We start from the raw sequence: 18,281 nt of genomic DNA on the forward strand, positions 1-18,281 counted from the left end.
TTCGCGTGTCTTACCCACCCGAAATGCGCCGGTGGGTAGTTGTAGGTACGGAGTCGGTGGGCCGGTGTGGGCCGAAAATCGGTGGCGGACGGTAGGGCGCTCGAGGCATCGTCGAGCCCGGCTGCCGTCGAAAGGACCCCGTGCTTACCGAGACCCAGATCGAGACTTTCGTCGCGGACGGCGTCGTTCGGGTCGAGCAGGCATTTCCCCGGGAGGTCGCCGAGGCCGGGCGCGCTGTCCTCTGGCGCGCGACCGGGTGCGATCCGGAGGATCCGGCGACGTGGACGCAGCCGGTGATCCGGCTGGGCGAACATGCCGAGGAGCCGTTCCGGCGGGCGGTGAACGCACCCGCGCTGCACGAGGCCTTCGATCAGCTGGTCGGGAAGGGGCGGTGGCTGCCGCGAGCGGGCCTGGGCACCTTTCCCATTCGGTTCCCCAGCGCGGACCCGCCCGCCGACGACGGCTGGCACGTGGACGCGAGCTTCATGGGGGATGTCCCGGACAATCCGCTGCGGTGGCGCGTCAATCTGTGGTCGAAGGGCCGCGCGCTGCTCATGCTGTTCCTGTTCTCCGATGTCGGCCCGCAGGACGCGCCGACCCGGATCCGGGCGGGATCCCACCTGCGGCTGCCGCGGGCGCTGGAACCGCTGGGCGAAGCGGGAGCCGAGGTGATCGAACTCGTCGACGTCTTCGCCGCGACCGAGGACCTGCCGCAGGTGGCGGCCACCGGCCGAGCCGGCGACGTCTACCTGTGCCACCCGTTCCTGGTGCACGCCGCCCAGCCCAACCGCAATGGCCGCCCCAAATTCATGGCCCAGCCACCACTACTCTCCCGCGAACCCTACGTACTCAACCGACCCGACAACGCGTATTCCCCTGTGGAGCAGGCAATCCTGCGCGGCCTCCGCTGAACTTCCCGGCCCGGTGCGTTCCGTGGCCCAGGCGTCCTGCGCTGATCCGCTGGGCTCGGGTTCAGTGCTGAACCGCCCGGCGTGCGGCCTGCACTGAACCGTTGGGCCTTGTGGCCTGTGGTGGTCCGTTGGGTTTGCGGCCTGTGCTGAACCGTTGGGTTTGCGGCCTGTGGTGAAGTGCTGGGCTTGTGGCCTGCGCTGAACCGTTGGGTTTGCGGCGTGCGCTGAACTGCTGGGTTGCGGCTTGTGCTGAGCCGTTGGGTTTGCGGCCTGTGGTGAAGTGCTGGGTTTGCGGCCTGCGCTGAACCGCCGGGCTCGGTGTCCGGCGGTTCAGCGGCGAGGGGCGGTGCGGTGCTCCGGTGTGGTGACGAAGGCCAAGGCGCCGAGCACCGCACCTGTGTAGCCGAGCAGGGCCGCGTAGTGGCCGGCGGGCAGTGCCGGCCCCAGGAGAGTTCCGATCCCGGCGCCCGCCAGCGCACCGGCGAAGGCGCCGAACAGCCCGGTCAGCGCCGCACGGGCGGGCCGCGCGTGCTGCACGACCGCACCGGCGAACACTCCGACGAGCAGTCCGATGAACGTCACCGACACGATCGGCACGAGCATCTCGATCTCCTGTTCCGCGATATCCGGCTACGGCAACCAGCCTTCCGGAACAACGCCCGCCGCGGCATCGGGAATCACCCGGAACCGCACCCTGATTCCCCACTCGGTTCAGCGCAGCCTTTCCAGCATCGGCGCGAAGGCCTCGGACAGGTCGCCCGGGACTATCAGCTCGTCGATGCCGTACTTCTCGCGGCGGTGCAGCAAGAGGTCGGCGGCCTCGGCCGGGTTTTCGGGGAGGAGGCCGACCGCGCCCGCGGCGCGTAGTTCCGCGGGGGACGGGACCTGCCAGGAACCGGGCCAGCGCGGCATCCGGTCGCCGATGCCCACCAGCTGGCTGCTGAAGGCCACGGGCCGGTTGGTGTGGTCGCGCACGCGGGCGACGACCGCCGCGAGATCCTCCTCCGTGGCATGCGGGAGTAGGGCCACCAGGATCCGGTCGGCGATCTCGGCCGCGGCGGCCAGCCCGCGCGGGCCCGAGGCGGCGATCACCACGGGCGGCGCCGGATCCACCTCGGCACGTACCGCCGCCACCGTGGCGGCGAGGTGGGCGCGGCGCTCGGTAGCCGAACCCCACGGCAGGCCCAGCCGCTCGGCCTCGGCGGCCGCGTCCGGGCGACCGATGCCGATCCCCAGTTCGAAGCGGCCGTCCGACAGCTGTTGCAGCGCGGCGGTTTCCCGCACGGTCCCGGCCACCGGGCGCAGCGGCGCGGCGAGCACGTTGGGCCGCAGCCGAAGCTCACCGGTCACCGCGGCGGCCGCCGCCAGGGCGGGGAAGGGCGAGGCCGTGTTCAGGGTGTCGGGGAGGAGCAGGGTGTGGTAGCCCTGCTCCTCGGCGGCGCGGGCGGCCCGGACCCAATCGGCTCCGGACCGGGGCACCTGCATGGTGGCGAATCGGATGGTCGTCATATCGTCCTCCGCGGGCGAAAAGGGTGTCGTATCAGTGGTTGTCGGCCCGGCGCGGGCGTCGCGTGCGCCGCAGCACCTCCAGCCGGGTCAGGTACTGGTCCTCGTCGATCTCGCCGCGCGCGAAGGCCGTGCGCAGCGTTCCGATGCCGCGGTCGCGCCACCGCGCCCGCCGGGAGACGACGATGACGCCGATCACGGCCAGCCAGAACACGACCGGGAAGATCCAGAAGAACGGCCAGGGGTGCCAGTCGCCGTCGTAGTGGTCGGCCAGAAAGGTCAGGGCCTCGGGATGTGCGTAGATGTTCATGTCCTCCAGCCTGTTCCGATCGACCGGCCCTGACATCGGCGCACGGGCGACTCCCGGCGTACGTCTGCGCGCGTAGTCCCGGGGCCCGGCCGCTCAGCCGAACGACATGATCGCCCCGGAACCGCCGGCCGCCGCGAAGTCGAAGAACCGCACCAGCTGGTCGTAGTTCTGGCGCAGGTAGTCCAGCGCGTCGTCGCCCTCGTGCCAGATGGTGGGGTAGACGTTCTCCGCCGCCATCACCTCGGGGTCGAAATGGTGGGCGAGCTGGTCGAACGGCGTGCCGCGCAACAGCTCCGCGGTGCGGCGGACCAGGTCGGCGTCCCACGCGCTCAGGGTGCTGTCGGAGGGTACGGAGCGGCCGTCCAGGAATAGGTCGACATCCAGCTTCGCGGATTCGAACAGGTAGCGCAGCCCGTCCCACGCCTTGTCGAGGTCGCCGTCCGGTTCCCCCTCCCGGTCGAGCCCCCACAGGAATTCGTGCACATTCTCCGGATTCGCGCCGATACGGTCCAGCTCGGCCTGTGTCACCCGGTGAAATTCCATCACCATGCCCATCGCAGATCCCCCAATCGCTCCAGCGGACGGTGTATCGCTCACGACGGTAGCCCCGGGCACCGACAGATTCGTCGGGCGCCTACTGCCATCCCGGGCGTACCAGGCCGGATTCGTAGGCCATCACGACCAGCTGGGTGCGGTCGCGGGCGTTGAGCTTCAACAGGATCCGGCTCACGTGCGTGCGGGCCGTGGCGGGGCTCAGGAACAGCCGCCCGGCGATCTCGGCATTGGTGAGACCCTCGGCGACCAGCGTCATCACCTCGCGCTCGCGGTCGGTGAGTTCGGTCAGCTCGGCAGCAGGTGCGGGTTTGGCCCGCGTGGCGAATTCGGAGACCAGCCGCCGGGTCACGCTGGGGGACAGCAGCGCATCGCCCGCGGCCACCACTCGCACCGCCTTGACCAGGTCGGCGGGTTCGGTGTGCTTGACGAGAAATCCCGTCGCACCCGAACGCATGGCCTCGAAGACGTACTCGTCGAGTTCGAAGGTGGTCAGCACTACCACCCTCACCGCGGAAAGCCCAGCGTCCCCGGCGATCTCGCGGGTGGCGGCGAGGCCGTCCAGCACGGGCATCCGGATGTCCATGAGCACAACGTCCGGACGCAGTTCCCTGGTCATCCGCACGGCCTGCTCGCCGTTGTCGGCCTCCCCGACCACCTCGATGCCGTCCTGCGCGTCCAGCAGCGCCACGAAGCCCCCGCGCACCAGCGCCTGATCGTCGGCCACCACAACGCGAATAGGAGATGTCATGAGCCGTCCCGGGTTTCGAGGTGAGGGATGGGGAGGTCGGCGCGGACCCGGAAGCCCCCGTCGGAGCGCGGGGCGGCGGTGAGTTCGCCGCCCAGCACGTGCGCGCGTTCGATCATGCCGGGAATGCCGTTGCCGCCGATACTTTCGGTTGTCTCGGCGCCTGTGGATACGTGTGGACAATCCGGCGGAGGCGTGTTGTCGACGGTGAGCGATAGGGTTCCGGGCGAGAAGTCCACGGTGACAACAGCTTCCGCGGACGGCGCGTGCCGCAGCACATTGGTCAGCGACTCCTGGACGATGCGCGCGGCCGCGCTGTCGAGCACCGCGGGCAGCCGCTGCGGGTCCCCGCGGATCTCGCTGCGCACCGTCAGCCCGGCCGAGCGGGCGGGATCGAGCAGCGCGTCGAGGTCCGAGATGCCGACGGCCGGGCTCATCGGCGCGGCCGGTGTCTGCGCGCCCGCGCGGATGGACCGCAGCAGCGTATGCACCTCGCCGAGGGCGTCGCGGCTGGCCTGTTTGATCGCGGCCAGCGCCGTCGCCGCCTGCTCCGGCTTCCGGTCCAGCAGCTCCAGCGCCACCGACGACTGCACGTTGATCAGCGACAAACTGTGCGCGAGCACGTCGTGGAGTTCGCGGGCGATGGCCAGGCGCTCCTCGGTGGCGCGCTGCTCGCGCCGGGCCAGCTCGCGGGCGCGTTCGGCCTCCTCGTTGGCGCGGGCGGCCTCGGCGCGCTGCCGGCGCGCCACCGCTACGGCGCGCCGCTGCCGGATGCCCTCGGCCACCCCGGCCAGGACGGCCAGCCACGCCAGCAGGCCGACCACCTGCCACCCGTTGGTCGAGAATCCGCGCAGCGCGGGCACCGGCCACACCATCAGCAGATAGCCCAGCGGCAGGAACGGGTAGGTGTACCAGCGCGAGCCCCGGCTCGCGGCGGTGAGGAAGGCGATCACCAGCGACAGGAAGATCGGCCCGTAGCCGTATCCGGCGAGCAGATACGCCGCCGTCACCGCCAGCACGCCGACGAACACCCGCAGCGGATAGGCGCGCCGCAGCACCAGCAGCACCGGCCCGGCCGCCAGCAGGACCAGGCCGAGGACATCCATGTCGCGGGCCGTGTCCTGATGCAGGTTGGCCAGCCTGCCGAAGACGAGCTGCACCGCGGCGACGATCACCGCCACCAGCACATCCCGGCCGCGCGGCCGCACCCTCGACTCCACACTCGCACGGTAGCGCCGCACTGGGGCGAACGGGAGCTACGCGCGGCGAATTACGTCCGGATACGTATGCCGGGTCGCGCTGCGCGGCGGATGTGTCGACCCTGGTCGCGGGCGGATTCTCGATGACATGAACGATTCGGTACGGCACAGCGACTCCACCCCGGCGGATGCCGTGGTGACTACTGAGGCCCTCACCAAGAGCTACGGCGCGCACACCGCGGTCGACGCCGTGGACATGACCGTGCGCCGGGGCGAGATCTACGGATTCCTCGGCCCCAACGGTGCGGGGAAGACGACCACGCTGCGCATGCTGGTCGGCCTGATCCGCCCCAGCTCCGGCACCGCCGCGGTGCTCGGTAGCGCGCCCGGCGACCCGAAGGCACTGCGGCGCATCGGCGTTCTCATCGAGGGGCCAGGCTTCTTCCCGTACCTCTCGGCCCGGGACAACCTGCGCGTACTCGCCCGTTACCGCGGAACATCCGACGGCCGTGTGCCTCCGGACGGGGGCAGGCGTACCCGAAGCGCCCGCGCGTTGCACGAGGATGTGGAGCACGTGCTGCACCGGGTCGGTCTCACCGACCGCGCGGGCGACAAGTTTCGCGCCTACTCCCTGGGGATGAAGCAGCGGCTGGGCGTCGCCGCGGCGCTGCTGGGCCACCCGGACCTGCTCATCCTCGACGAACCCACCAACGGGCTCGACCCGGCCGGTATGGCCGAGATGCGCGAGCTCATCACCGGATTAGCCGCCGACGGGCACACCGTCGTGCTGTCGTCTCACCTGCTCAGCGAGGTGCAGGAGATCTGCGACCGCGTCGGCGTCATCTCGCGGGGCCGCCTGCTCACCGAGGCCACGGTGAGCGAATTGCGCGGCGCGGCAACGCTTTTCCTGCGGGCCGAACCGGTGGAGCTGGCCTATCCGGCCGTCCGGCGGGTGGTGGGCGATCGATCCGCGCTGCTGACCGCCGCCGGCATCAGAGTGGATGCCGGTACGGCAACGGCGCCGGTGGTGGCGCGCGCGGTGATCGAGTCGGGTGCGGATCTGCTGGAGCTGCGCACCGACGAGAAGTCCTTGGAAGAAGTGTTTTTCGAGATGACGAAAGTGGAGACCACGGCATGATCAGCGACCTGTATGCGTGCACCAGAGCGGAATTCGCACGGCTGCGTCGGTGGCCCGCGTTCTGGATCCTGCTCGGCACGTGGATTCTGTTGAACCTGACCTTCGCCTACCTGTTCAACTATCTGGCCTACACCTCCGGCGACAGCACCCGGATGTCCAACGGCCAGCCCCGCGACGTGCTGATGCAGCTGATGCTCCCGGCGGCCGTGCCCGAGGTGTTCACCCAGGGCATGGCGATGTTCGGCGGGGCGCTGATGCTGGTGCTCGGTGCGCTGGTCATCGGCAGCGGTTACGGCTGGGGCAGCTGGAAGACCGTCCTGACCCAGGGGCCCTCGCGGATCGCCGTGGTCGGCGGGTCGGTGGCGGCGCTGGCCGTGGTGGTGGTCGGGCTCGTGTGCGCGGCTTTCGTGATCGACCTCGGCGTGGCCGCACTGATCGGGACCCTGCAGCATCAGGCTCTGGCGTTGCCCTCTGCCGGTCGCTCTCTGGCCGGAATCCTCACGGGCACAGCCATACTCGGCATGTGGACGCTGGCGGGCGCGCTGATCGGCGCGATCGCCCGGGGTCCGGCGCTCGCGGTCGGCCTCGGGCTGGTGTGGGTGCTGGTGGTGGAGAACCTGCTCCGCGGCGTGGCGTCGATTTTCACCCCCATCGGCGTGATCACCGACCACCTGCCCGGCACCGCCGCCGGTTCCCTGGCGGGCGCGATGCGCACCGCCGGCGGCTCGGCGACCCCCGGAGTCCTCGACATCCTCTCCCGCCCGGCATCCGCCCTGGTCCTCGGCATCTACATCGCCCTCTTCGCCGCAGGCACGATAGCCCTGATCCGCCGCCGCGACATGGCCTGAACCCACCCGCCGCCCTACTCACGCTCGCCGCTCTACTCCCACCAGCGGCCCTACCCGCCGCGTACTCACACCAGCCGCCCTTTTTCCGGCACGCTTTTGGCCGGAATCCACTGTACCAAGGTGGATTCCGGCCAAAAGCATGCCGGAAAAAGGGGGAGAGGTGCGAGAGGGGAGGTGCGAGCGAGGGAGGCGCGTGAGGGAGAGTCGCGTGAGGGAGAGGTGCGGGAAGGGAGAGGTGCGGGTGGGGAGAGGTGCGGGTGGGGTTAGTCGAGCACTCCGGATGCCAGGCGCTCGAGGGCGGCGGTGATCTGTTCCGGCGTCAACCCTCGGGAGCGTTGCTGCCGGTAGACCTCCGCGGCCAGCGGGGACAGCAGGATGTCGGTGAGGGCGTCCGGTTCCGGCGCACCGGATTCGGTGGCGAGGAACCGGACGTGGGCGTACCAGAATTCGTAGGCGCCGGTCGCGAAGCGGGCCCCGCCGGTCTCGGCGCCGAGGACCAGCGCCGAATGGGTTTCCAGCAGGTCCACCATCGCGGCGTAGAAGGCGGCCAGGCGGGCGACGGGCCGCGCGCCCGGGCCCAAAGGCGGTGCGCCGCTGAGTAATTGCTCCTGAAGTGCGCGCTCGTGTTCGTCCAGCAGCGCCAGCGCTACCGCGCGGACGCTCGGATAACGGCGGTACAGCGTGCCCCGCCCGACACCCGCGGCCCTCGCGATGTCGTCCATGGTGACCGTGCGCGGGTCGCGGGCCGTGAAAAGCCCGGCCGCCGCGTCGAGGACCTTGGCCCGGTTGCGCGCGGCATCGGCTCGCTCGCCGGGCTCGGGATCCGGGCCGAGCCCGGCGGGTCGCGCTGCCATGCGGCCACTGTAGGCGACCGGAGGAATAAGCGGACAACGCGTCCAGTTGACCGTCGAATGAAGTGGGCATCGTGTCCACTTAGAGGGAGTGTCGACATGAACTGGCTGCTCTTGGCCTTCGCGGGCCTGATCGAGATCGCGTGGTCGCAGAGCATCAAGCCGACGCAGGGCTTCACCCGGCCGCTGCCGACGCTGGTGTGTTTCGCGCTGGGCGTGGCGGCCGTGTACCTGCTCTCGCGGGCCATGCAAACCTTGCCGGTCGGGACGGCCTATGCCGTGTTCACGGGTATCGGGGCCGTCGGCGCCATCGGCCTGGGGATCGTTGTGCAGAAGGATCCGCTGAGCGCGGGCCGGGCCCTCGCCCTGGCGATGATCATCGGCGGCATCGTGCTGGCCAGGATCACCAATCCGGAGTAGCCGCCGACCCGTGAAGGGGTACGGGGGAGGGTGGTGAGCCGGTAGGTTCGGTCGGGACGGCAAGCCATATCCCGAATCGAAAGGACAGTGATGCCAACACGTACCGCGCGTACCGCCTGGTCCGGAGGGCTGCAGGACGGCTCGGGCCAGGTCGAGCTGGCGAGTTCCGGCGTCGGCAAGTTCGACGTGTCGTTCCCGAAGCGGACGGCCGACACCGCCGAGGGCACCACCAGCCCGGAGGAACTGATCGCCGCCGCGCATTCGTCGTGCTACGCGATGGCGCTGTCGGGGCAGATCGGCAACGCCGGCGGAACCGTGCGGAGCCTGGACGTCAACGCCGATGTGACGCTGGGCCCGGACCCGGCGGGCGGGTTCCACATCAGCAGCATCAAGCTGACCGTTCGCGGTCGCGTCGACGGCCTGGACGCCGCCGGCTTCCAGACCGCGGCCGAGGGCGCCAAGGTCGGCTGCCCGATCAGCAAGGCCCTTGCCGGCGTCGGCACGATCGAGCTGGACGCGGCGCTGGAGTCCTGAGGACCCGGTACGACGGAGGGGTGGTGCGTGCCGCACCGCCCCTCCGTCGCGTCATCGCCCTTCCCGCGGGTGGATCTGTGACACCCTGGGAGATGTGGCGACAACGGCGCGACCTGTGACAGATCGCCGTCGCCTGCTCGTCGGTACCGTCGTCGCGGTCGTCATCGTGCTGCTGATCGTCGTCGTGGTCGTGGTGGTCCGCCATCCGGGAGCCTCGTCCGAGGCGTCTCCGTGTCCCGGCGACAGCGAATCGGCCCGGCCGGAATGGGCGCCGTCGTCGACATCATTCACCGCCGGCTACGAGGCGCATCCCTTCGTCGGCAACGGGTACCTCGGCCTCCGGATCCCGCCCGCCGGAACGGGTTACGCGGAGACCGGCGAACGCACCGGCTGGCCGCTGTACACGCCGCGCTACGACGGGGCCTTCGTGGCGGGGCTGTACGCGCGCGATCCCGCGGTCGCCGACGGGCTCGAAGTGGCTGCCGCCCTGCCGAACTGGTCGACGCTGACGGTCGGGGCCGGCGACGAGACCTTCTCGCCCGCGACGCCGCCCGCGCAGGTGTCGAACTTCCGGCAGACCCAATACCTGCGCTGCGGCATGGTGCGCACCGCGCTGACCTGGACCACCCGCGACGGCCGGGCCACCGATCTGGTGTACGACGTGGTCACCGATCGCACCGATCAGCACGCCGCCGCGGTCCACCTCGCCCTCACCCCGCACTGGGACGGGGAGTTGACGGTCACCGATCTGCTCGATTTCGCGGGCGCGCGCCGCATCGACCCGACCGCGGTATCCGCGCAGCCGTCGCTGGTCGACGCGGAATTCCACACGCGGACAACGAATGTGACCGGCGATGTCGCCTCGGTCCTCGCGGCCGGGGACACACCGCTGGAACCGCAGAACACCGGACAGCGGGCGCGGCTGGCGGTGGTGTCCGGGCGGTCGTACGAGGCCACCAAGTTCGTCGGCGTCGATACGTCGCTCACCTCGGCCGATCCGGCGCGGTCCGCCGTCGATACCGCACGCCGGGCCGCCGGTCGCGGCTGGCCGAATCTGCTTGCGGCCCAAGCCGAGGCGTGGCGGTCGCTGTGGGCCTCCGATATCGAGGTGCCCGGCCGCCCGGAGGTGCAGCGGTGGGCGCGGGGCGCGCTGTATTCGCTGTACTCGGCCACGAATTCGCAGCAGGACAACAGTCTCTCGCCCACGGGTCTGAGCAGCGACAACTACGGCGGGCTCGTCTTCTGGGACGCCGACATCTGGATGTACCCGGGCCTGCTGCAACTCCAGCCGAGTCTGGCCCGCTCGGTGATCGAGTACCGCTACAAGACCCTGCCGGCGGCCCGCGAGAACGCCCGCAGGCTCGGCTATCCGGGCGCCTTCTATCCGTGGACCAGCGGAAGTACCGGGGACCTGTGGAACGAATGCCACAGCTGGTCGCCGCCGCACTGCGTGACCCAGATCCACCTGCAGGGCGACGTCTCGCTCGCCGCCTGGCAGTACTACCTGGCCACCGGGGACACCGCCTACCTGCGCGAACGCAGCTGGCCGATCATGCGGAACCTGGCGGAGTTCTGGGCGGCCCGCGCGACGCCCAATCCCGACGGCAGCTTCTCGATCCGGAATGTGGCCGGGCCCGACGAGTACAGCAACGGCGTCGACGACGGCGTGTACACCAATGGCGTTGCCGCCGTGGCACTGCGGAACGCGGTCACGGCCGCGGGCATCGTCGGTGCCCCCGCGCCACCCGAGTGGGCGGCCGTCGCCGATCGCCTGCGCATGCCGTTCGATTCCCGCGAGAACATCTTCGTCCAGTACGACGGCTATCGCGGATCGCGGATCAAACAGGCCGATACGGTCCTGCTGCAGTATCCGCTGGAGTGGCCCATGCCGCCCGGAGCGGCCGCGAAAACCCTCGACTACTACGCCGAACGGACCGATCCGGACGGGCCCGCGATGACCGATTCGGTCCATCAGATCGACGCCGCCGCCAACGGCGAGCCGGGCTGCGCGGTCGGCACGTACCTCGACCGGTCGGCCCGCCCGTTCGCCCGCGAGCCGTTCGGGCAGTTCGCCGAGGCGCGCGGGGAGAAGGCCGGCGCCACCGATCCGCTGGCGGGCTCCCCGGCCTACGACTTCACCACGCTCTCAGGCGGTTTCGTGCAGGAGTTCACCAGCGGGCTGGCCGGGCTGCGACTGCGCGACGATCGGGTGCACCTGGACCCGATGCTGCCGCCGCAGCTCGCCGAGGGCGTGGCTGTGCGGGGAATGCAGTGGCGGGGAAGGGTTTTCGATGTCTCCATGGGACCGGAGCGCACCACAGTCACGCTGAAATCGGGCGACCGGTTGCCGGTGGAGACCGGAGGCGTTGTGCGCCAGGTGGATCCGGGCCACTCGCTGGAGCTGCCGACCCGCCGCCCCGACCTGACGCCGACCGCCGACGCGGCGCGCTGCAAGTTCGCCTCGGCATCGAGCGAACAGCCGGGCGACTACGCCGCGGCCGCGGTCGACGGCGACCCCGCCACCAGCTGGCTCCCCGCCACCGACCGCGCGGAGCTGACCGTCGACCTGGGCGCGGTGAGCGCCGTGACCAAGGTGGCACCGCAGTGGAGCGGCCCACCCCCGGCCACGACCGACATCGCGATCTCCCGAGACGACCGCACCTGGGTCCCGGCCCCCCGTGCCGCCGACGGCACCCTCCTGACCCCGGCCGACGCCCGCTACGTGCGAGTGTGGATCACAGGCGCGGACACCGCCGCCGAATCGTGTATCAGGGAGCTGGGCATTTCCACCCAGCAGGGCTGAGCCTATTGCTTGGCCGGGACGTCCAGTACGACCTCGAACTCCAGCAGCGAAGCTCCCGTCGACACCGGCTTGCGGGAGGGGTCGCCGGCGTGGGCCTCACGGGCGGGGCCGTCGCGCCACGCGGCGAAGGATTCCTCCGAATCCCACTGCGTGACAACGAAGTACCGGTTGTCCCCGGCGACCGGGCGCAGCAACTGGAAGCCCAGGAAACCGGCGGAACCCTCCACCGCGTGCGCGCGGTGGGCGAAGCGCTTCTCCAACTCGGGTCCCGAACCCTCGGGGACCTCGATCGCATTGATCTTCACAACAGCCATGGCCACAGGCTAGCTGGCGCCGGGGCCGTATGGTCGGGGCGATGTTGTACGACGAGGGTGGCACCGGCGTGCCGATTCTGCTGCTGCACGGCCTGATGGGCAGTGCCCGCACCTGGCGCGGACACCTGGACTGGCTGCGCGGGTTCGGCCACGTCTACACATTCGACGCGGCGGGGCACGGCCGCCCCGCACCACCGGAACTGACCACCGAGGCGTTCGTGTCCGACCTCGCGGAGGCGACGGCGGCCATCGCCGAGCCGATGATCGTGATCGGACATTCGATGGGCGGGCTGCACGGGTGGGTGTTCGCCGCGGCGCATCCCGACCGGGTGCGGGGGCTCGTGGTCGAGGACATCGCACCGGACTTCCGCGGCCGGACCGCGGACGGCTGGGCGGCCATGATCGAGTCGTGGCCCCAGCCGTTCCCGGACGCCGCCGCGGTGCTGGACTATTTCGGCCCCGTCGCCGGTCGCTACTTCCTCGAGTCCTTCGAGCACGGCCCGGACGGATACCGCCTGCACGGCGCGGTGACCACGTTCCGCGACATCTCCCAGGAGTGGGGCACCCGGCACTTCTGGGACCAGTGGCGCGCGGTGCGGGCGCCCGTCCTGCTGCTCGAGGGCGAGTACACGATCACCCCGCCCGGGCAGATGCGCGAGATGGCCCGGACGCATCCGGACGCCCGGTACGTGCTGATCCGGGGTGCCGGTCACCTGGTCCACGACGATCGTCCCGAGGAGTACCGCGCGGCGGTCGAGCGCTTTCTGCGCGACGTCCTCGGGTGAACAGACATTCTGAAATGTTCAGCGCTAAGGGCCTTATTTACGTGCGTAGATGGATTGAGAAGTAAGTTGCCGATCGTTTTGAGGGCAGTCGCCGTCAGTCCCGCGCGGGTGCCGTCGTATGCTCGTCGCAGCGCCCCCGAACGAAGGTGATTCACGATGATCGACTTCTCGATTCCCGCCGACCTCGCCGCCGAACGCGACCGGATTCGCCAGTTCGTCATCGACAAGATCGTTCCCTACGAGCGCGACCCCCGACTGACCGCACACGGCCCGAACGACGAGCTGCGCCAGGAACTGGTCGAGCTGGCGCGGGCCGAGAAGCTGCTGACCATCCAGGCCCCGCTCGAACTGGGCGGGCGCGGGCTGTCGCATATCGAGCAGGCCGTGCTCTACGAGGCTTCCGGCTGGTCCACGCTCGGCCCGGTCGCGATGAACTGCGCCGCACCCGACGAGGGCAATATGTTCCTGCTGTCGAAGGTCGCGAACGCCGAACAGACCGACCGCTACCTGATGCCGGTGATCACGGGCCATCAGCGTTCGGTCTTCGCCATGACCGAACCGGGCGGCGCCGGATCCGATCCCGGCCAGCTGGCCACGACCGCCACCTTCGACGGCGAGAACTTCACCGTCAACGGCCGCAAATGGCTGATCACCGGGGCCGACGGCGCCAAGACGTGGATCATCATGGCCCGGCTGGAGGCCAACCCCCACCTCCCCGAGGGCCCCACCCTGTTCCTCACCGAGGGCGATAACCCCGGCATCGTCATCGAACGCACCATGAACACCATGGACCGCAACTACGTCGGCGGGCACGGCGTGGTGCGGTTCGAGAACCTGGTGCTGCCGAAGGAGTCCCTCCTCGGCGAGACCGGCCAGGCGTTGCGCTACGCCCAGCTGCGGCTGGCCCCGGCCCGGCTCACGCACTGCATGCGCTGGCTCGGCGCGGCCGAACGCGCGCAGAGCATCGCGGTCGAGCACGCCAAGTCCCGCACCGCTTTCGGCAAGCCGATCGGCGAGCACGAGGGCGTGTCCTTCATGCTCGCCGACAACGAGATCGCGCTGCACCAGTGCCGGCTGACCATCTGGCACGCCTGCTGGCTGATGGACCAGGGCCACAAGGCCCGCCACGAGAGCTCGATGGCCAAGTCCTACGTCTCCGAGGAACTGTTCAAGGTCGCCGACCGCTGCGTCCAGGTCCTCGGCGGCATCGGCATCAGCGACGAGACCGTCGTCGAGATGATCTTCCGCGACATGCGCGCCTTCCGCCTCTACGACGGCCCCACCGAAGTCCACAAGTGGGCCATCGGCCGCAAGGTATTGCGGTAGGGGTGTTGCGTATACCCCGGTTGCGTCTTACGGGGCCTCTGTGATCTGGTTTATTGCGGTATCGGCCCGTTGCCGGCGTGCCAGTGTTGTGCTGGTCGAAGCCGGGCGTGGCGACGCGCTACACAGCTAGGATCTTCTCGCATGAGTTCGGAACTGCACGTCGATGTTTCAGCCGGAGTCGCCGTGCTCACGCTCAATCGTCCCGCCCAGCAGAACGCCTTCACCCCGACGATGGCGGCCGAACTCGGTACGGCACTACGCCGGTGCGACAGCGAGGACGCGATCCGCGCGGTGATCATCACGGGTACGCCGCCCGCCTTCTGCGCGGGCGCGGATCTGTCCAGCCGGATCGGCGACGTCACCGCCACCATCGACCCCGCACCCTGGAAGGTCCGCAAGCCCGTGATCGCGGCGGTGAACGGGCACGCGGTCGGCATGGGGCTGGCGCTCGCGCTGCAATGTGATCTGCGGTACATGGCCCGGGACGCGGTCTACGGCCTCAATCAGGTGCGCCGCGCCGTCCTCGCCGACGGGTACGTGCATTGGACGCTGCCGCGGCTGATCGGCATGGCCAACGCCGCCGACCTCATGCTGACCGGACGCACCTTCGACGGCGACGAGGCGAAGGCGATGGGCCTGGCCAACACCTGCCTGCCGGCGGGCGAGGTGCTGCCGACCGCGCTGGCCGTCGCGCACGATATCGCCAGCGGATCGGCCCCCCTGCCCGTGGCGCTGTCCAAACGGCTGCTGTGGGAGGGGCTGAACATGAGCGCCGAGGCGGTCGGCAAACTCGAGGGCGAACTCAACGGCTACGTGGCCCGCAGCGTCGACGGCGGCGAGGGTCTCGCGGCCCTGCACGACCGGCGTCAGCCGAAGTGGTCCGGCAGCGTCAGCGCCGAGTGGCCCGCCTGGGGCGTACCGATCGAACCGGGTCGCGCCGGTCTGAGCTGAGCGCGGATTCGCTTGCGGCGGTAGTGGTCAGGCGTTGCCGCCGATAAGCATCAGGAAGAACAAAATCCCGATCAGGACCATGAACACGGTGCCGACGATCCCGAGGATGTAGCCGACCAGCACCTGCGTGCGACCACCGAACGCGCCGCCCGACTGATCGATCTGTTCCAGCGCCCGCCTGCCCAGCACCCACGCCACGGGACCCAGTGCGCCGCAGCAGAATACGCTCAACGCCCCGAGCAGCAGCACGGTCGTCGCCTGCGGATGTTCCACCGCCTGGCTCGGCACCTGCTGCTCGTGCCAGTAATACGGGTCGTTCATGGCCACCGGACAAGTCTAGGTGGACAAGGGCGTCTCTGCCCTCCTGACGCGCTGGGTGGCAGCGTTCCGGCAGCGCTTCGCCCCTCTGATCGCGCACGAAGACCTCCCGCCACACACGAATTTCCCTCGCCGCGTACGAAGACCTCTCGCCGCGCACGAATTTCCCTCGCCGCGCACGAATTTCTTTTTCCGGCACGCTTTTGGCCGGAATCTCACCTGTGGATTCCGGCCAAAAGCACGCCGGAAAAAGGAGCGAGGGGCGTCGGTAGGTAGGGACGACCAACGAACTCAGGCTCGGCGTTGCCGAGCGATATCCGCCAGCACCACACCCGCGGCGACCGAGGCATTCAACGATTCCACCGGGCCCGCCATGGGAATGCTCAGGATGCTGTCGCAGGTCTCGCGGACCAGGCGGGACAGGCCCTTGCCCTCGGAGCCGACGACCACGACCGTCGGTGTGGTGCCGTCGAATTCGTCGAGGGCGGTATCGCCGCCCGCGTCGAGGCCGACCACCTGCAGTCCGGCGTTGGCGTAATCCTTCAGCGTGCGAGTCAGATTGGTGGCCCGCGCGACGGGCAGCCGGGCAGCCGCGCCGGCGCTGGTGCGCCACGCCACCGCGGTGACGCTGGCGCTGCGCCGCTGCGGGATCACCACGCCGTGCCCGCCGAACGCCGCCACCGAGCGGATCACGGCGCCCAGGTTGCGCGGGTCGGAGATGTTGTCCAGCGCCACCAGCAGCGCGGGCGTCGCGGACGCGAGCGCGGAGTCGAGCAGGTCGCCGGGGTGGGCGTAGCGGTACGGCGGCACCTGCAGCGCCAGCCCCTGATGCAGGCCGTTGCTGCTCATCCGGTCCAGATCGGTGCGCGGCACCTCCAGGATCGAGATCCCGGCGTCGGCGGCGTTCTTGACCGCTTCGGTCAGCCGCTCGTCGTTCTCGGTCCCGGCCGCCACGTACAGCGCGGTCGCGGGGACGCCCGCGCGCAGGCACTCCACCACCGGATTACGGCCGAGGACCAGCTCGGGCCCGTCGTCGCCCTTGCGGGGGCTCGGCCGCCCGGCGGTCCGGCCCTTCGCCGGGGCGGCCTTGGCCGCGGCCGCCGCGCGCTTGGCCGCGGGGTGGTACTTGCGCGCATGGGCGGGCGGCGTCGCACCCCGGCCCTCCAGCCCGCGCCGCCGCTGGCCGCCGGAGCCGACGGTCTGGCCCTTCTTGGTGCCGCCCTTGCGGATCGCGCCCTTCCGCTGCGAATTGCCTGCCATCAGTTCGCCTTCCGTGTCATGAGCGCGTCCCGCCGGTCAGCGACCACTCCGGGCCCTCGGGGGTGTCGGTGACCTCGACCCCGGCCTCCTTGAGCCGGTCGCGCACCGCGTCGGCGGTCGCCCAGTCCTTGTCGCCGCGGGCCTGCTGGCGCCGCTCGAGTTCCGCGCGCACCAGCACGTCGAGGGCGTCGAGCGCGGCCGAGGAATCGGCCGCGGTGGCCCACTGCGCATCCAGCGGATCCACCCCGAGAATGCCGAGCATGGCCCGGGCCTCACCGGCCCGCTCCCGTGCGGTGTCGAGCGCGCCGGACTCCAGGGCCTTGTTGCCCTCGTGCACGACGCGATGAATCTCGGCCAGCGCCTTGGGAATTCCGAGATTGTCGTCCAGCGCCTCCGCGAAGGCGTCGGTCCACTTGCCGACCGGCACCTCACCGGCCCGCTCCACCGTGCGCTGCACGAAGGCCTCGAGCCGCTGATAGGTCTGGGCGGCGTCGCGCAGCGCCTGATCGGAATACTCCAGCATCGAGCTGTAGTGTGCGCTGCCCAGATAGAACCGGAGTTCCACGGCCCGAACGCTTTTGAGCACATTCGGCACCGACAGCGTATTGCCCAGCGACTTCGACATCTTCTCGCCGCCGAGGGTGACCCAGCCGTTGTGCAGCCAGTACCGCGCGAACCCGTCCCCGGCGGCGCGCGACTGGGCGATCTCGTTCTCGTGGTGCGGGAACACCAGATCCATACCGCCGCAGTGGATGTCGAATTCGGCGCCGAGGTAGAACTCGGCCATCGCCGAGCATTCCAGGTGCCAGCCGGGCCGGCCCGGGCCCCACGGCGACGGCCAGACCGGCTCGCCGGGCTTGGCGGCCTTCCACAGCGTGAAGTCGCGCGGGTCGCGCTTACCCTCACCCGCGCTCTCGCCCTGGTGCACGTCGTCGAGCCGGTGCCCGGAGAGCCTGCCGTACTCGGGATAACTGCGGACGTCGAAGTAGACGTTGCCCTCGGAGGAGTAGGCGTGGCCGCGGTCGATCAGCCGCTGCATCAGGTCGACCATCTGGGTGATGTGGCCGGTGGCGCGCGGTTCCGCCGACGGCGGCAGCACGCCCAGCGATTCGTAGGCGCGGTCGAAGGCCCGCTCGTGCGTCGCGGCCCATTCCCACCAGGGACGGCCCGCCGCGGCGGCCTTGTTCAGGATCTTGTCGTCGATATCGGTGACGTTGCGGACGAATGCCACGTCGTACCCGCCGGCGGTGAGCCAGCGCCGCAGGACGTCGAAGGCGACGCCGCTGCGCACGTGTCCGATGTGGGGTTCGCCCTGAACGGTGGCGCCACACAGGTACACCGAAACTCGACCGGGGACCAGGGACGTGAAGTCCCGCAGGGTCCGCGTCTCGGTGTCGAACAGGCGCAGAGTCACGGCCAGCCATCCTAGCTATGGGCAAAGAGCGAGAGTACGGGCGGTTTATTGCAGGGTACGGGCGCACGGATCGGCCGCGCACGCGCGGGGTGA

General features: G+C 70.2%; 20 protein-coding genes. 9 read left to right on the plus strand and 11 right to left on the minus strand.

Annotated elements, in window-relative coordinates:
* Window positions 1–140: 140 nt before the first annotated feature.
* Window positions 141–911, plus strand: coding sequence for a phytanoyl-CoA dioxygenase family protein (locus ON41_RS03500; protein WP_040745058.1), 771 nt, complete (start codon window positions 141–143; stop codon window positions 909–911).
* Window positions 912–1,241: 330 nt separating this feature from the next.
* Here ON41_RS03500 and ON41_RS03505 read toward each other — a convergent pair whose 3' ends face one another.
* The 6 genes from ON41_RS03505 to ON41_RS03530 all read right to left on the minus strand — a co-directional run bounded on the left by ON41_RS03505 (window position 1,242) and on the right by ON41_RS03530 (window position 5,247).
* On the minus strand, window positions 1,242–1,514 hold the full coding sequence (locus ON41_RS03505; protein WP_040745059.1) for a hypothetical protein: 273 nt from the start codon (window positions 1,512–1,514) through the stop codon (window positions 1,242–1,244).
* Between the two features lie 108 nt (window positions 1,515–1,622).
* Window positions 1,623–2,420, minus strand: a complete 798-nt coding sequence (locus ON41_RS03510) for an LLM class flavin-dependent oxidoreductase (protein ID WP_040745060.1) — start codon at window positions 2,418–2,420, stop codon at window positions 1,623–1,625.
* 31 nt (window positions 2,421–2,451) lie between these two features.
* Complete coding sequence (locus tag ON41_RS03515; protein ID WP_040745061.1) at window positions 2,452–2,727, minus strand: SHOCT domain-containing protein; 276 nt, start codon at window positions 2,725–2,727, stop codon at window positions 2,452–2,454.
* 93 nt (window positions 2,728–2,820) lie between these two features.
* A complete protein-coding gene (locus ON41_RS03520; RefSeq protein ID WP_157185340.1) occupies window positions 2,821–3,276 on the minus strand; it encodes a YfbM family protein in 456 nt (151 codons plus the stop codon).
* Between the two features lie 85 nt (window positions 3,277–3,361).
* Window positions 3,362–4,030 carry a response regulator gene (locus ON41_RS03525; protein ID WP_040745062.1) on the minus strand — a complete coding sequence of 223 codons (669 nt, stop codon included), beginning with the start codon at window positions 4,028–4,030 and terminating at the stop codon, window positions 3,362–3,364.
* Window positions 4,027–5,247 carry a sensor histidine kinase gene (locus ON41_RS03530; RefSeq protein ID WP_040745063.1) on the minus strand — a complete coding sequence of 407 codons (1,221 nt, stop codon included), beginning with the start codon at window positions 5,245–5,247 and terminating at the stop codon, window positions 4,027–4,029. Before ON41_RS03530 ends, ON41_RS03525 begins: the two co-directional genes overlap by 4 nt.
* Before the next feature lie 127 nt (window positions 5,248–5,374).
* On the opposite strand from ON41_RS03530, the gene ON41_RS03535 reads away from it, so the two are divergent.
* Both ON41_RS03535 and ON41_RS03540 read left to right on the plus strand, forming a co-directional pair.
* Window positions 5,375–6,364 (plus strand): ABC transporter ATP-binding protein, encoded by a 990-nt coding sequence (locus ON41_RS03535; protein ID WP_051160925.1) that lies wholly within the window; start codon window positions 5,375–5,377, stop codon window positions 6,362–6,364.
* Window positions 6,361–7,212, plus strand: coding sequence for an ABC-2 transporter permease (locus tag ON41_RS03540; protein ID WP_174411288.1), 852 nt, complete (start codon window positions 6,361–6,363; stop codon window positions 7,210–7,212). Before ON41_RS03535 ends, ON41_RS03540 begins: the two co-directional genes overlap by 4 nt.
* Window positions 7,213–7,475: 263 nt before the next feature.
* Here the strand turns inward: ON41_RS03540 and ON41_RS03545 are convergent, their stop codons facing one another.
* On the minus strand, window positions 7,476–8,066 hold the full coding sequence (locus ON41_RS03545) for a TetR/AcrR family transcriptional regulator (RefSeq protein ID WP_040745066.1): 591 nt from the start codon (window positions 8,064–8,066) through the stop codon (window positions 7,476–7,478).
* A 96-nt stretch (window positions 8,067–8,162) separates the two neighbouring features.
* On the opposite strand from ON41_RS03545, the gene ON41_RS03550 reads away from it, so the two are divergent.
* The 3 genes from ON41_RS03550 (at window position 8,163) to ON41_RS03560 (ending at window position 11,820) form a co-directional block, all read left to right on the plus strand.
* A complete protein-coding gene (locus tag ON41_RS03550) occupies window positions 8,163–8,483 on the plus strand; it encodes a DMT family transporter (protein WP_040745067.1) in 321 nt (106 codons plus the stop codon).
* 90 nt (window positions 8,484–8,573) lie between these two features.
* The gene (locus ON41_RS03555; protein ID WP_040745069.1) at window positions 8,574–9,017 is read left to right on the plus strand and encodes an OsmC family peroxiredoxin; all 444 of its coding nucleotides are present in this window, start codon (window positions 8,574–8,576) and stop codon (window positions 9,015–9,017) included.
* 115 nt (window positions 9,018–9,132) lie between these two features.
* Window positions 9,133–11,820, plus strand: a complete 2,688-nt coding sequence (locus ON41_RS03560) for a discoidin domain-containing protein (protein ID WP_051160926.1) — start codon at window positions 9,133–9,135, stop codon at window positions 11,818–11,820.
* Between the two features lie 2 nt (window positions 11,821–11,822).
* Here ON41_RS03560 and ON41_RS03565 read toward each other — a convergent pair whose 3' ends face one another.
* Entirely contained in the window at window positions 11,823–12,134 is a 312-nt protein-coding gene (locus tag ON41_RS03565) for an antibiotic biosynthesis monooxygenase family protein (protein WP_040745070.1), read from the minus strand.
* Between the two features lie 41 nt (window positions 12,135–12,175).
* Here ON41_RS03565 and ON41_RS03570 point away from each other — a divergent pair, with 41 nt between their 5' ends.
* From ON41_RS03570 to ON41_RS03580, 3 genes are all read left to right on the plus strand, one after another.
* Window positions 12,176–12,919, plus strand: a complete 744-nt coding sequence (locus ON41_RS03570) for an alpha/beta fold hydrolase (RefSeq protein WP_040745071.1) — start codon at window positions 12,176–12,178, stop codon at window positions 12,917–12,919.
* Window positions 12,920–13,075: 156 nt separating this feature from the next.
* Window positions 13,076–14,245, plus strand: coding sequence for an acyl-CoA dehydrogenase family protein (locus ON41_RS03575; RefSeq protein WP_040745073.1), 1,170 nt, complete (start codon window positions 13,076–13,078; stop codon window positions 14,243–14,245).
* A 141-nt stretch (window positions 14,246–14,386) separates the two neighbouring features.
* Window positions 14,387–15,196 (plus strand): enoyl-CoA hydratase/isomerase family protein, encoded by an 810-nt coding sequence (locus ON41_RS03580; RefSeq protein ID WP_040745074.1) that lies wholly within the window; start codon window positions 14,387–14,389, stop codon window positions 15,194–15,196.
* A gap of 27 nt (window positions 15,197–15,223) precedes the next feature.
* Here the strand turns inward: ON41_RS03580 and ON41_RS03585 are convergent, their stop codons facing one another.
* The 3 genes from ON41_RS03585 to cysS all read right to left on the minus strand — a co-directional run bounded on the left by ON41_RS03585 (window position 15,224) and on the right by cysS (window position 18,188).
* Complete coding sequence (locus ON41_RS03585) at window positions 15,224–15,517, minus strand: DUF4190 domain-containing protein (protein WP_040745075.1); 294 nt, start codon at window positions 15,515–15,517, stop codon at window positions 15,224–15,226.
* A gap of 288 nt (window positions 15,518–15,805) precedes the next feature.
* Entirely contained in the window at window positions 15,806–16,774 is a 969-nt protein-coding gene (rlmB, locus tag ON41_RS03590; protein WP_040745077.1) for a 23S rRNA (guanosine(2251)-2'-O)-methyltransferase RlmB, read from the minus strand.
* A 16-nt stretch (window positions 16,775–16,790) separates the two neighbouring features.
* Complete coding sequence (cysS, locus tag ON41_RS03595) at window positions 16,791–18,188, minus strand: cysteine--tRNA ligase (RefSeq protein ID WP_040745078.1); 1,398 nt, start codon at window positions 18,186–18,188, stop codon at window positions 16,791–16,793.
* Window positions 18,189–18,281 lie beyond the last annotated feature (93 nt).

The sequence above is a fragment of the Nocardia transvalensis NBRC 15921 genome (genome assembly GCF_000308875.1).
Taxonomy (GTDB): Bacteria; Actinomycetota; Actinomycetes; order Mycobacteriales; family Mycobacteriaceae; genus Nocardia; species Nocardia transvalensis.